This window comes from Dactylosporangium sp. NPDC051485, from assembly GCF_040682015.1.
Classification (GTDB): domain Bacteria; phylum Actinomycetota; class Actinomycetes; order Mycobacteriales; family Micromonosporaceae; genus Dactylosporangium.
This window is the reverse complement of sequence record NZ_JBFAZW010000008.1, coordinates 80,569-93,659: the sequence shown is the minus strand read 5'-3', so window position 1 is coordinate 93,659 and position 13,091 is coordinate 80,569. Positions and strand designations below refer to the sequence as shown.

Here is a 13,091-nt window from a genome sequence, read left to right as displayed (position 1 = left end):
CGCCCGCCGAAACGAGGTCGGCGGGCGGGCGGGGTGGTTACAGGTGTGCTGCCAGGGCCCGGAAGGCCTTGCCGCGGTGGCTGATGGCGTCCTTGGCCTCGGGCGAGAGCTCGGCGGTGGTCTCGGCGTGGCCGTCGGGCACGAAGATGGGGTCGTACCCGAAGCCGCCCTCACCACGTGGGGCGCGGATCAGGTGGCCCCGGACCTCGCCGCGGAAGACCTCCTCGCGGCCGTCCGGGTACACCAGGGCGGCGGCGCAGACGAAGGCGGCGCCCAAGTGCTCGTCCGGGACGTCGCCGAGCTGGGCGAGGACCAGGCGGAGGTTGGCGCCGTCGCGGTCGGGGGCGCCGCTGGGAAGGCCGGACCAGCGGGCCGAGAAGACGCCCGGCATGCCGTTCAGGGCGTCCACGGACAGGCCCGAGTCGTCGCCGACGCTGGGCAGCCCGGTGTACTGGACGGCCTCCCTCGCCTTCAGGAGGGCGTTCTCCTCGAAGGTCAGCCCGGTCTCGGGCGCCTCGGGGTAGGTCTCCACCTCGTCGAGGCCCAGCAGCTCTACGTGCGGGGCGGAGGACTCGAGGACGCGGCGCAGCTCGATGAGCTTCTTCTTGTTGCGGGTGGCCAGGAGGAGCTTCATCCGGCGATCGCCTTCTGCTGGAGCGTGGCCAGCTCGGCGCAGCCGGCGGCGGCGAGGTCGACCAGGGCGTCGAGCTCGGCGCGGGCGAAGACGCCCTGCTCCCCGGTGCCCTGGACCTCGACGAAGTCGCCGGCGCCGGTGCACACGACGTTCATGTCGACGTCGGCGACGACGTCCTCTTCGTAGCAGAGGTCGAGGCGGGGCTGGCCGCCGATGATGCCGACGCTGACGGCGGAGACGGAGCGGTGCAGGGCGTCGGCGGGCTTGCCGGCGAGCTTGCGCTGGGTGGCCAGCCATTGCACGGCGTCGTGGAGGGCCACGTACGCGCCGGTGATGGCGGCGGTGCGGGTGCCGCCGTCGGCCTGCAGGACGTCGCAGTCCAGGACGATGGAGTTCTCGCCGAGCGCCTTGAGGTCGATGCAGGCGCGCAGGCTGCGGCCGATGAGGCGGGAGATCTCGTGGGTGCGGCCGCCGATCTTGCCCTTGACGCTTTCCCGGTCGCTGCGGGTGGTGGTGGCGCGCGGGAGCATGGCGTACTCGGCGGTGAGCCAGCCCAGGCCGGAGCCCTTGCGCCAGCGGGGCACGCCCTCGGTGACGCTGGCGGTGCAGAGCACCCGGGTGTTGCCGAACTCGACGAGCACGGACCCCTCGGGGTGCATGCTCCACTGGCGAGTGATCGATACGGGTCGAAGTTGGTCGGGTGTGCGTCCATCGGGTCGAGCCATACCGACCACCCTAGTCATTGGGCGATTACGCAACCTTCCCCGGTACCTCGTCGGGCCGCACGGGCGAGCCGAGGTCAAGGTCCAGGATGTCGAGGTCCGGCGAGCCGTGGCGCCACTCCGCCCAGGCGAGGCGGAGCAGGCCCGGGAGGAGGTCGGTGGAGCGGCGGATCACCCACGCGGAGCCCGCGGTGGCCATCCAGAGCGCCTGGGCGCCGAGGGCCGGCGGCGGGCTGCTGGGCTCGGGCGAGGGGCGGCCGGACGACGGGCCGACGAGCCCGAGGCGCTCGAGCACGCCTCGCCTGTCCAGCAGGTCGAAGTACGAGCAGGCGAGGAACCGGTGCCCGCGCTCGCTCGGGTGGAGCCGGTCGACGCTCCACATCCGCCGGTCGTACGAGTCCGAGTCGCCCGCCGCGTCGAAGTGCACGGTGTCGTAGCGGGCGGCGACGAGGTCGGCGGCCTCGTTGATCTCGGCCATGCGCCGGGCCAGGGGGCGGGCGAGGGAGCCGGGCAGGCCGAACATCCGGCCCGGGTCGGGCAGCCGGATGGTGAGCACCTCGGCACCGGCGCCGCGCAGGGCGGCGACGGTGCGCTCGAGGTGCCCGGCGAAGCGGGAGGAGTCGAACGGGTCCCGCAGCGTGTCGTTGGTGCCGATGAGCACGGCGGCCAGGTCCGGGGCCACGGAGAGGGCCTTCGGCAGCTGGTCGCGCTCGAGGTCGGCCGCCCGTGCGCCGCTGGTGGCGAGGTTGTGCAGCTTGACGCCGAGGGCCGCGGCGAAGATCGGCGCCCAGCCCCGCCAGGCGCCCTTGACCCTGTCCCCGTAGCCCGCGGTGGTCGAGTCACCGAGGGCGGCGAACACCGTCATCGCACGGCCACCGTCGACGACGAGTGGTGGACGGCGAGGAAGCCGGCGACGGAGGCCGGCCACGAGAACTGCTCAGCGCGAGCCCGGGCGTCGGCGCGACGCGCGGCTGCCGGTCGGGTGAGCACCTGGAGTACACCTCCCGCAAAGTCATTGGTGACGGCGACGCCGGCGGCGCCGACCACCTCGGGTTGCGCGGACGCCGCGTCCACGACGACGGGCGTGCCGCAGGCGAGCGCCTCCAGCCCGGCCAGCCCGAAGGTCTCGATCGGGCCGGGCGAGATGACGACGTCCGCGGTGGCGAGCAGCGATGCGACGGCGGTGCGCTCCGCCACGAACTCCATAAAGCGGATCGGGTGGCCGTGCGCCTGCTCCTGCAGCCGGGCGCGAAGCGGGCCGTCGCCGATGATCACGAGCACCGCGTCGACGCCCCGCTTGCGCAGCGCGATGAGGGCCTCGACGGAGCGCTCGGGGCGCTTCTCCGACGACAGGCGGCCGCAGTGCACGAGCAGGACCTGGCCGGGCGTGGCGTAGCGGGCGCGCAGGGAGTCGTCGTACCGCGCCGGGTTGAACAGCTCGAGGTCGACCCCGAGCGGCACCTGGCTGACGTTGCCGGCCCCGAGGCGGCGAAACTCGGCGGCGGCCCAGTTGGTGGTGCACACGATGCGGTCGTACGAGCGGAAGCTGCGGGAGTTGAGCAGGTCGGCCCACGGGTTGCTGAGCGGGCCGGCGAAGGTGAGCAGCCCGGCGAGGCTCTCGTGGGAGACCATGACCGCCGGGATGCCCCGCTCTCGGGCCCAGCGGCCGGTCCAGCGCAGCGTGAACCGGTCGGAGACCTCGAGCCGGTCGGGCTCGAGGCGCTCGAGCAGCCTCATGAGGCGGCGGCGGGCCAGCAGGACGCGATACCCGCCGGTGCCGGGCACGATCGTCCCGGGGATCGTGATCACCCGGCCCTGCCCGGTCATCTCGTCGGAGTAGACGGCCCCCGGGACGATGAGGATCGGCTCGTGGCCCGCGGCGAGGTACCCCTCGCCGAGGGCCTGGAGCGCCGTTCGCAGCCCCCCGGAGCGCGGCATGACGAAGTTGGCCAGCCGCACGATCCGTGAGGTCATGCCGGGATCGATACGGACCGGGCGGCCACGCCCCCCGAGTGCACGTCCACGTAGTGCCTGATCAGCTCGTCCCCGACCGCCGCCCAGGTGCGCGAGGCGACGGCGACCCGGGCCGCGACGCCCATGGCCTGGCGCCGCTCCGGGTCGTTGACCAGCGAGGCGACCGCGTCGACGAGCGCGGCGGCGTCGCCGGGCGGCACGAGCAGCCCGGTCCGGCCGTCGTCGACCAGGTCGAGCGGGCCGCCCTGGGCCGGGGCGACCACCGGTACGCCGCTGGCCAGGGCCTCCTGGATGGTCTGGCCAAAGGTCTCGAACGGGCCCGTGTGCACGAAGAGGTCGAGGCTGGCGAAGATCCGGGCCAGCTGGGCGCCGCGCCGCTCGCCGAGGAACACCGCCTCCGGCATGGCCCGCTCGAGGTTCGCGCGGGCCGGGCCGTCGCCGACGACGACCACCCGGACGCCGGGGATGCGGCTGACCGAGGCGAGCAGATCGACCCGCTTCTCGACGGCGAGGCGGCCGACGTACCCGACGATGACCTGCCCGTCGGCGGCGACCGCGCGGCGCAGGGCGGCCGAGCGGTGGCGCGGGTCGAACCGGGCCGCGTCGACGCCCCGGCGCCAGAGCCAGACGCGCTCGATGCCGTGGCTGTGCAGCGCCGTGGCGGCCGCGGTCGAGGGCGCCAGGGTCCGGTCGGCGGCGTTGTGGATGCGTCGCAGCCAGCGCCAGGCGGCCGACTCGCCAAGGTTGGACTTGTAGTACAGGCGGGCGTAGGACGGGACGTCCGTCTGGTAGACCGCCACGGTGGGCAGCCCGAGCGACGAGGCCACGGTCATGCCGCGCGCACCGAGCACGAACGGGCTGGCCAGGTGGACGAGGTCGGTGCGATGGGCCTTCAGGGCGGCGGCCAGGCGCGGGCTGGGCAGGCCCAGCCGGAAGCTCCCGTAGCCGGGCGTCGCCACTGACGGAACCCGGATGATCTGGTACGGGAACGAGCCGGTGACCGATCGCGCCGCGGACGACGGCTGGGGCGCGATCACGAGCGGCTCGTGGCCACGCGCGACGAGATGTTCGGCGACCCGGACGACGGAGTGGGCCACACCATTCACATCGGGCGGGAACGATTCGGTGACGATCGCGATCCGCATGCCATGACCATGAGGGGGGTGTCCATGCATGCGGCCACGATATGTTGGCCAAACGGCAAACGGGTTCCTAAATGTCGTACCGAGCGCCTGGTCGGACGACATCGATCGGTCCGGCGAACGCTCCCGAGGCCGCTTCGAGCGTCAATGCCTCGCTCCCCCACGCCGGCACCAGGTGCGTGAGCAGCAGTCGCCCGACGCCCGCCTTGGTCGCGTGCTCGGCCGCCTCCCGCCCGGTGAGGTGGAGATCTGGCGGGTTGTCGACGCCGTCAAGGTAACTCGCCTCACACAAAAAAGCGTCGGCGCCTTGGGCGAGCCGGATCAGCGCCTCGCAGGGAGCGGTGTCGGCGGAGTAGGTGAGCACCTTGCCACCGTGCTCGATCCGCACGCCGTACGTCTCGATCGGGTGATTGACCCGGTCGACGGTGACCTGGAAGGGCCCGATCGGGAAGCTGCCGGGCTGCAGGGCGTAGAAGGTGTAGACGTCGGCCAGCGAGAGCGGCTCGTTCTCCCCGCCGTAGGCCGCGGCGATCCGCTCGGGGGCGGCCACCGGGGCGTAGACGGGCAGCGGCGGATACTTGCCGGCCGGGCCGTAGTGCCGGGCCACGATGTACGAGCAGGCGTCGAGCATGTGGTCGCAGTGCAGGTGCGACAGCAGGATGGCGTCGATCGAGTACAGCCCGCCGTAGCGCTGCAGGCTCGACATGGAGCCGGGGCCGAAGTCGACCAGCAGACGGAAGCCGTCCGCCTCGACCAGATAGGCGGAGCAGGGCGCTTCCGGGCCCGGGAAGCTGCCGGCGCAGCCGAGAACCGTGAGCCTCATGGTGCTGCCCTCAACCCGCCGTCTCCCGTCTTCGTCCGAATCTGTGGATCACACCGGTCAGGTGAGGATAGATCCAATCGCCAGGCCGGCCGTTGTAGGGCACGGGCCGTCACGCTGCGCAGCCTACGCCGGACTGGCAGCCCAGGCTGAATGATCGGACGCCAGATGTCGCCAACGTGACACGGTTGCGTCACGCTCAACGACCCTGCTCGTTGCACCCAGTGAGCCAGGTTCTTCAGGAGGCACCGTGTCGGTCGACGTTTTCCCAGCGCGTCAAGCAACTACGCCGCCAGCTGCCGGACGCGTTCCGATTGCCGACCGGCAACGACCCGCGCCCCGCCAACCGCCAGATCGCCACCGTGTGCGCCTGGGCGGCCGCGCTGGGCCTCGGGGGCATGGCGGTGGCCTTGCGGGCGTTCGTGGGCCTCGTGGCGGAGTACCGCGGCTGGTACGCCCCCACCGTCGTCACCATCGGCCTGCTGGGGCTGGCGTGCACGATCGGGGCGTTCGCGAGCGTTCACCGCCGCCGCCTGCCGTTCGCACTGCTGGGCGTCGCCTCGGCGAGCCTGCTGACCGGCTGGATCGTGACGGGCCTCTGAGGGCTTTTTATACCCTGGCACCGTACAAATCCGGCATGTCGTGACGTACCAGCGCCCGACATGCCGGACATCCCCGAGCCGCGCCCGTTCTGCAGGGCCGTCAGGCCCAGAGCTGGCCCTCGAGGGCGCTCTCCGCCTCGGCCAGGGTCCCGCCGTACGCACCGGTCGAGAGGTACTTCCATCCCCCGTCCGCCACCAGGAACACCACGTCGGCCCGCTTGCCGGCCTTGAGCGCCTGGTGGGCCACCGACAGGGCCGCGTGCAGCACGGCGCCGGTCGAGAAGCCGACGAACATCCCCTCGACCTCGACCAGCTGCCGGGTCCGCAGCACCGAGTCGCGGGTGCCGACCGAGAAGCGCCGGGTGAGCACCGTCGCGTCGTACAGCTCCGGCACATAGCCCTCGTCGAGGTTGCGCAGGCCGTAGACGAGCTCGCCGTAGCGCGGCTCGGCGGCGATGACCTCGATGTCCTCGACCTTCTCGCGCAGGTAGCGCCCCACGCCCATGAGCGTGCCCGTGGTGCCCAGGCCCGCCACGAAGTGGGTGATGCCCGGCAGGTCGCGCAGGATCTCCGGGCCGGTCGACTCGTAGTGGGCACGGGCGTTGGCCTCGTTGCCGTACTGGTACAGCATCACCCAGTCCGGGTGGTCAGCCGCGATCTCCTTGGCCACGGCCACGGCCCGGTTGGAGCCGCCGGCGGCCGGCGAGAAGATGATCTCCGCGCCGTACATGCGCAGGATGGCCGTGCGCTCGGAGGAGACGTTCTCCGGCATGACGCAGACCAGCCGATAGCCCCGCAGCTTCGCCACCATCGCCAGCGCGATGCCGGTGTTGCCACTGGTGGGCTCGATGATCGTGTCGCCCGGGCGGAGGCGGCCGGATTCCTCGGCCGCCTTCACCATCCACAGCGCCACGCGGTCCTTGACGCTTCCCGTCGGGTTGCGATCCTCGAGCTTGGCCCACAACCGCACGTCGGCGCTCGGCGAGAGCCGGGGCAGACCGATCAGCGGCGTGTTTCCGCACGCGTCGAGCAGGGACTCGTAGCGCGCCACGACGATCAGCCCCGCAGGGCCTGAGCGGCGGCGAACGCGAACGCGCCGCCCGCGACGGCGGGCAGGATCGTCACGGAGTCGCCGTCGTTGACCTTCGCGTCGAGCGCGCCGAGGAAGCGGACGTCCTCGTCGTTGATGTACACGTTGACGAAGCGGTGCAGGCCGCCCTCACCGGTGATGAGGCGGTCCTTCAGCCCCGCGTGGCGCGAGTCCAGGTCGGTCAGTAGGTCGGCGATGGTGTCGCCGGAGCCCTCGACGGTCTTGGCGCCGCCGGTGTAGCTGCGCAGGATGGTGGGGATGCGAACCTCGATAGCCATGATTACTCCTCAAAGACCTCGGAAAACGACGTGCGGACGGATGACGGACGGCGCTTGATCAGCTGCCGGTCTGACACTCGTAGTCGACGGTCGTCGGGCTCTGCCCGAAGAGGTACTTCTGGACGGCATTCGGATCCACGACTGCATTAACTACCTCAACCGGCTCCTCGGTGACGGCCCCGTCCACGATGCGGAACGACCGGACCTCGGTCACCTCGGGATCGCGGGTGGACACCAGCAGGTAGTGGGCGTTCGGCTCGCCGGCGAAGGAGACGTCCGTGCGGGACGGGTAGGCCTCGGTCGCGGTGTGCGAGTGGTAGACCACGACCGGCTCCTCGTCGGCGTCGTCCATCTCCCGCCACAGCCGCAGCTGCTCCTTGGAGTCGAACTCGTAGAACGTCATGGACCGGGCGGCGTTCTCCATCGGCACGAGCCGCTCCGGCCGGTCGGAGCCCGCCGGGCCCGCGACGATCCCGCACGCCTCGTCCGGGTGGTCCCGGCGCGCGTGCGCGACAATCGCGGCGAGGATCGCGGCGTCGATGGTCAGCACGACAGACAGCCTACCGAAACCTGAGCGACCCTTGCCCGTGACCGCCCTCACCCCGTGAGAGCGCCGACGCCTGAGCAGCCCTTGCCGTGATCACCCTCACCCCATGAGGGCGCCGACGAGCGACTCCTGGAGATACGTCAGGTACTGGTACACGGAGAGCTGCCCGACCCGGGCCGACGTCGGGTCCCTCATGATCGCCTCGTCGAGCTCCGCCTCGACGTCGATGTCGTCGTCGACGATGCCGATCCGCAGCCCGAGGGTGAGCCGCACGTCGGTCAGGGCCCTCAGCCAGGCCTCGGCCTGCTCCTCGTCCAGCGCCACCTCGCCGCCCTCGACGGGCAGGCCGTCGAGCAGCATGGCGGCCTGCTCCAGCTTGGCCGAGCGCAGGTCGTCCTCGGTGTAGCGGCGCAGCTCTGCGGACAGGGCGGCGTCGTCGCGGTACACATCGGGAAACAGCCGCTCGATGACGGGATCGGCGCGGTCGAAGCCCTCCGACAGCAGCGTGATCACCTCGAGCATGACCTCGTTGAGGACCGCCGCCTCGGCCGGGCCGAACCGGGCCACGCACACCTTGCCGGCGCGCACGAACATGTTCACGATCGCTCCACCGTCGCCCAGAGGCCATGCGCCTGCAGCCGGGACGCGTCGTACTCCATCCGCTCGCGCGCCCCGCTGATGACGATCGCCTTGCCCTTGTGATGCACGTCGAGCATGAGGCGTTCGGCCTTCTCCTTGCTGTACCCGAACAGCTTCTGCAGGACCCAGGTCACGTAGCTCATGAGGTTGACGGGATCGTTCCAGACCACGGTCACCCACGGACGGTCGGTCTGGGGCACCTCGTCAACCTCGACGTGGGTCTCTTCGATCGGTAGGACCTGCGGCGCCGCCATACCAACATGGTGCCATCAAGCGAGCAGCACGCCATGGTCGACCGCGTCCCCCGCAATGATGGCCAGCGCCTGGCACAGCTCCGCGTAGCGCGCACCGAGCTCGTGACCGAGCTCGACCTCGACCTCACGCAGGGCCTGCTGGAGCCAGCGCCGGCAGTCCTTCTTGTCCGGCATCTTCGGCGGCCCGCCCGGCGCGTGCTTGGGCTGCCACATGGCGTAGGAGCCGGCGTTGAGCCCGATGCCGACCGGGGAGAGCACCTGCTCGGCGTCGTCGCCACCCCCGCCGACCACGGAGAAGCTGTCCAGGGCGCCGGCGCCGGTGAGCGCGGCCACGCCGGAGGTGGTGGTGACCAGCAGCGCGCGGTCGCGCTCCCGGCCGTCGTCGCGCTGACCGTCGACCACCCGCCGGGCGGCCGCGACCACCCGGGCCAGCACGGCCTCGTCGGGCGGGGTGTCCAGCAGCGAGCCGAAGACGGCGCCGATCGCCTCGCGGGTGTCGGCCCGCAGCTGGCGGCTGCTGCGCAGGGACAGCGCGTGCAGCTCCCGGTCGAGCACGCGGGGCAGCTCGGGGCAGCCCTTGCCGGAGCCGAGCTCCTGCACGCAGCGCACGTGGATGGTGGCCAGGTCGATCGACACGCGCTCCATGGCGGCCAGCCGGCGGGCCTGGACCTCGCGGTCGAGCTGCGCCTGCCAGCCGTCTCCGGTCTCGGACACGGTGGCCCCGGTCACCGCACCCGGCCGGGTGCCGGCGGGCTCGCCGGCCGACGCGTCCTCCCGGGCCCAGGTCTCCAGCTCGTGGCTCAGCTCGGCGACGCCGAAGACGCCGTCCGGCTCCAGCGACACCGGGAACCAGGGCGCGGTGGCCAGCCGTGGGCCCCGCGAGGCGAGCAGCGCGCGGTTGGCCGCGAGCATCTCGGTCCACTCGTCGTGCTGGTCGATGCGGGTGAGCACGAAGGCGATCCGGTCCACCCGGGCGGCCGCGGCGCCCAGCAGGTCCAGCTCGGTCCGGCCGAGCGGGGCGGCGGCGTCGACGACGAAGACCAGGCCCAGGCCGCTGCCGGCGGCGTCGAGCACGATCTCGGCGGTGGCCGCGTCCGCGCACCCGGCGCCGGGCGTGTCGATCAAGGCGAGCCGCTCGAGCAGGGGCGAGGGATGGGTGATCTCGATCCGCCGGGCCGGCCGGATCGGGCCCTTCACCGAGCTCAGGTCCGGGAACGGCCGCGCCTCGCGGTGCCCGGGCACGAAGGCCCAGGCGTCCGGGCGCTCGCCGGGGCGGAACACCACCCAGGCGTCCCCGGCGTCGGCACGGGCCGCGACGGTACGCCGGATCAGCGCATTGACCAGCGCGGTCTTCCCCGCGCCGGAGGCGCCCGCGACGACGGCGTGGCGGCGGTGGGACGGCTGGGACGGGGCGATCGGCGGCCGATGGCTACGGCTGCCGCGGACCGGCATGGACACGAGACTCCCGCTGGTGCGGGCCGTCCGGCCCGGCATCGACATGATTGACAGGTCGATCAGCGGCGCCTGCATGACCCCGAAGCCCATGTGCGACCTCCTTGTGCGCGGTCGGCGTTGCGTGCCTTCTCCCCGGAAGATCCGTCCGTGCGCAGCTCAGAGCCGCGCAGGGCGGGGCATCGGAACGCTACGTGAACAGCCACTTACAACAGCAGGGTTGCTGGTACTCAACTGGAACCGAACGCACTACTCAAGTTCGCGCTTCCGCGGGTACGCCCCGTAATCGACCTATCGATATGCTGCGACGGTGCCCCCCTGGAGTTTTGTCGGCAGAAACGCAGAACTGGTCCGCCTAGCCGAGGCCGCCTCCGGTGCCACCGGTCGCGGCTTGATTCTCGGCGGCCCGCCCGGCATCGGCAAGAGCCGATTGCTGCGCGAGGGCGTCCAGGCCCTTGACCAGGACAGGCTTGCGGTTTGGACGGCGACCGCCAACGCCGCCACGGCCGGCCTCCCGCTCGGCGGGCTCGCCCAGGTGCTCCCGCCGGACCAGCCGGCCGGCGGCTCCCCGGCCGGGCTGCTGCGCTGGGCCGTCGATGCGCTGCACCGGCAGGCGGCCGGCCGCCCGATCGTCGTGGCGATCGACGACGCCCACCTGCTCGACCCCCTGTCGGCCGCGCTGGTGTACTACGTGGCCCGCTCCGAGAACGCCACCGTGATCGGCACGGTGCGCACGGGCGAGTCGGTGCACGACCCGATCTCCGCGCTGTGGAAGGACGACCTGGTCGAGCGGATCGAGCTCGGCCCGCTCACCCTGCAGGAGACCTCCGACCTGCTGCAGCAGGTGCTCGGCGGCCCGGTCGACTCGGCCTCGGTGGACCGCCTGCAGCAGCTCTCCCAGGGCAACGCCCTGCTGCTGCGCGAGCTGGTGATCGCCGCGCACGCGGCCGGCGAGATCATCGAGAGCTACGGCATGCAGCGCTGGACGGGCAAGGTCGACCTGGCCCCGACGCTCACCGAGGTCGTCGACGCGCGCATCGGCAAGCTCACCCCGCAGGAGCGGGCGGTGCTGGAGCTGGTCGCGTTCGGCGAGCCGATCGGCCTGCCGCTGCTGGTGAAGGCGACCGACCTGGCCACGGTCGAGATCGCCGAGGAGCGGCAGCTGGTGCGGGTGGTCGTCGAGGACCGGCGCACCACGGTCCGGCTGGCGCATCCGCTGTACGGCGAGGTCGTGCGCCGCCGCTGCCCGGTCACCCGGTTCCGGCGCCTGCTGGCCGACCTGGCCACGCTGGTCGAGGAGAGCGGGGCCCGCCGCCGCGACGACCTGCTGCGCGTCGCCGTCTGGCGGCTGGACAGCGATACCGCCCGCGACCCGGTCCTGCTGCTCAACGCCTGCCGGCTGGCCTTCGCCACCTACGACATGGCGCTGGCGATGCGGCTGGGCAAGGCGGCCGTCGCGGCCGGTGGCGGGTTCGACGCCGCCGAGACCCTGGCCACCATCCTCATGTTCGCCAGCTGCCCCGACGAGGGCGCGATGATCCTGGACCAGAACGAGGACCAGATCACCGACGAGGCCCAGCGCAGCCGCTGGCTGGCCATCCGGCACATCACCTCGCAGTGGGGCCTGGGCGACTCCTCCACCGCCGACGAGATGGACCGGCAGGCCCACGAGCTCACCGACCTGCGGGAGCGCTCGCTCACGCTGTCGGTCGAGTCGACCATGCGGCTGCACCGCGGCGACCACGGGCAGGCGCTCACCCTGGCCCGCACGGTGCTGGACAGCCCGGCCAGCGCGCCCGGGCCGCGCGCCCTGGCCCGCAGCATCATGGGCCACCTGCAGGCGATGCGGGGCACGCCGGTGCAGACGGTCAAGGCTATGGCCCTGCTCGACGCGGACGCCGCGCAGTGGCGGGCCGAGGTGCCGTACATCCAGCTGGGCATCGAACTGGCCCGCGGCACGGCCATGATCCTGGCCGCGGACCTCACCGCGGTCGACGCGATCGTGGCCACCGAGTTCGCCGGCATGGCCGACGCCGGCAACTTCCTGCTCGGCTCCGGTTACCTGCAGATCGTGCGGGCCCAGGCGGCCCGGATGCGCGGGCACCTGTCCGAGGCAGGCCGGGCGGCCAGCCAGGCCAGCGCCATGCTCGCCACGGGCAGGATCTTCGTGGCCCTCGCCCACGCCGAGCGGGCCCACATCGCCGCGCTGCAGGGCGACGCCGCCTCCGCGACCGCCGCCTTCGCCCTGGCCGAGGAGGCGCACTACCGCTCCATGGAGGTGCTCTACCCGTGGCTGGAGGAGGCCCGCGCCTGGGTCGCCGTCGCCTCCGGGGACATCGCCACCGCGGCCGAGGTACTGCGCCTGCTCGCCGCCCGCAACCGCAGCGACGGGTTCGCCGCGCACGAGATGTTCGCGCTCTACGACCTCGGCCGCCTCGGCTTCGCCGCCGAGGTGAGCGAGCGGATCACGGCCGTCGCGCAGACCGTGGAGGGCCGGCTCGCCCCGGCCATGGCCTGGCACGTGCGGGCGATGGCCGAGGAGGACGGCGGCGCGCTGCTCTCGGTGGCCGAGGAGCTGGCCGAGCTGGAGCTGTACCTCTACGCCGCCGAGGCCGCCGCCGGCGCGGTGACCCTGCTGCGCGGCATCCGCTCGCCCCAGACACCGCGGGCCGCCCAGCGCCTGGCCGAGCTGCGCGCCGAGTGCCCCAACGCGGTGACGCCGGCCCTGGTGGTGCCGCAGCCGATGCTCACCGGCCGGGAGCGGCAGATCGCGCGGCTGGCCGCGGCCGGGGTGCCGTCGAAGGAGATCGCCGACCAGCTGTACCTGTCCTCCCGTACGGTCGACAACCACCTCATGCGGGTGTACGCCAAGCTGGGCGTGACCGGCCGGGCGGAGCTCGCGGCCGCCCTGCGCTCCCTGCCACCGGAGGAGTGACC

Annotated in this window: 14 protein-coding genes; 2 read left to right on the top strand and 12 right to left on the bottom strand. The window is 72.5% G+C overall.

Features of this window, described 5'->3' with window-relative positions:
• Positions 1-37 precede the first annotated feature (37 nt).
• The 6 genes from rdgB to AB0M46_RS06460 all read right to left on the bottom strand — a co-directional run bounded on the left by rdgB (position 38) and on the right by AB0M46_RS06460 (position 5,295).
• A complete protein-coding gene (gene rdgB / locus AB0M46_RS06485) occupies positions 38-634 on the bottom strand; it encodes an RdgB/HAM1 family non-canonical purine NTP pyrophosphatase (protein WP_363333299.1) in 597 nt (198 codons plus the stop codon).
• Positions 631-1,359: a ribonuclease PH gene (gene rph, locus AB0M46_RS06480; RefSeq protein ID WP_363333298.1), complete on the bottom strand. Its 729-nt coding sequence runs from the start codon at positions 1,357-1,359 to the stop codon at positions 631-633. Before rph ends, rdgB begins: the two co-directional genes overlap by 4 nt.
• Before the next feature lie 25 nt (positions 1,360-1,384).
• Positions 1,385-2,221, bottom strand: coding sequence for an SGNH/GDSL hydrolase family protein (locus tag AB0M46_RS06475; RefSeq protein ID WP_363333297.1), 837 nt, complete (start codon positions 2,219-2,221; stop codon positions 1,385-1,387).
• The gene (locus AB0M46_RS06470; RefSeq protein WP_363333296.1) at positions 2,218-3,330 is read right to left on the bottom strand and encodes a glycosyltransferase; all 1,113 of its coding nucleotides are present in this window, start codon (positions 3,328-3,330) and stop codon (positions 2,218-2,220) included. The genes AB0M46_RS06475 and AB0M46_RS06470 overlap by 4 nt, the downstream gene beginning before the upstream one ends.
• Positions 3,327-4,475 (bottom strand): glycosyltransferase family 1 protein, encoded by a 1,149-nt coding sequence (locus AB0M46_RS06465; RefSeq protein ID WP_363333295.1) that lies wholly within the window; start codon positions 4,473-4,475, stop codon positions 3,327-3,329. Before AB0M46_RS06465 ends, AB0M46_RS06470 begins: the two co-directional genes overlap by 4 nt.
• A 67-nt stretch (positions 4,476-4,542) precedes the next feature.
• On the bottom strand, positions 4,543-5,295 hold the full coding sequence (locus tag AB0M46_RS06460; RefSeq protein ID WP_363333294.1) for an MBL fold metallo-hydrolase: 753 nt from the start codon (positions 5,293-5,295) through the stop codon (positions 4,543-4,545).
• Between the two features lie 221 nt (positions 5,296-5,516).
• Between AB0M46_RS06460 and AB0M46_RS06455 the strand changes: the two genes are divergently transcribed.
• A complete protein-coding gene (locus AB0M46_RS06455; protein WP_363333293.1) occupies positions 5,517-5,894 on the top strand; it encodes a hypothetical protein in 378 nt (125 codons plus the stop codon).
• Between the two features lie 100 nt (positions 5,895-5,994).
• On the opposite strand, the gene AB0M46_RS06450 is transcribed toward AB0M46_RS06455, so the two are convergent.
• From AB0M46_RS06450 to AB0M46_RS06425, 6 genes are all read right to left on the bottom strand, one after another.
• On the bottom strand, positions 5,995-6,945 hold the full coding sequence (locus tag AB0M46_RS06450; protein ID WP_363333292.1) for a cysteine synthase: 951 nt from the start codon (positions 6,943-6,945) through the stop codon (positions 5,995-5,997).
• A 5-nt stretch (positions 6,946-6,950) separates the two neighbouring features.
• Positions 6,951-7,262: a MoaD family protein gene (locus tag AB0M46_RS06445; protein WP_363333291.1), complete on the bottom strand. Its 312-nt coding sequence runs from the start codon at positions 7,260-7,262 to the stop codon at positions 6,951-6,953.
• 58 nt (positions 7,263-7,320) lie between these two features.
• A complete protein-coding gene (locus tag AB0M46_RS06440) occupies positions 7,321-7,812 on the bottom strand; it encodes a M67 family metallopeptidase (RefSeq protein WP_363333290.1) in 492 nt (163 codons plus the stop codon).
• 96 nt (positions 7,813-7,908) lie between these two features.
• The gene (locus tag AB0M46_RS06435; protein WP_363333349.1) at positions 7,909-8,430 is read right to left on the bottom strand and encodes a DUF2017 domain-containing protein; all 522 of its coding nucleotides are present in this window, start codon (positions 8,428-8,430) and stop codon (positions 7,909-7,911) included.
• Entirely contained in the window at positions 8,406-8,702 is a 297-nt protein-coding gene (gene clpS / locus AB0M46_RS06430) for an ATP-dependent Clp protease adapter ClpS (RefSeq protein WP_363333289.1), read from the bottom strand. The genes AB0M46_RS06435 and clpS overlap by 25 nt, the downstream gene beginning before the upstream one ends.
• 15 nt (positions 8,703-8,717) lie before the next feature.
• Entirely contained in the window at positions 8,718-10,247 is a 1,530-nt protein-coding gene (locus AB0M46_RS06425; RefSeq protein ID WP_363333288.1) for a hypothetical protein, read from the bottom strand.
• A 217-nt stretch (positions 10,248-10,464) separates the two neighbouring features.
• On the opposite strand from AB0M46_RS06425, the gene AB0M46_RS06420 reads away from it, so the two are divergent.
• The gene (locus AB0M46_RS06420) at positions 10,465-13,089 is read left to right on the top strand and encodes a LuxR C-terminal-related transcriptional regulator (RefSeq protein ID WP_363333287.1); all 2,625 of its coding nucleotides are present in this window, start codon (positions 10,465-10,467) and stop codon (positions 13,087-13,089) included.
• The last annotated feature ends 2 nt before the right edge of the window (positions 13,090-13,091 follow it).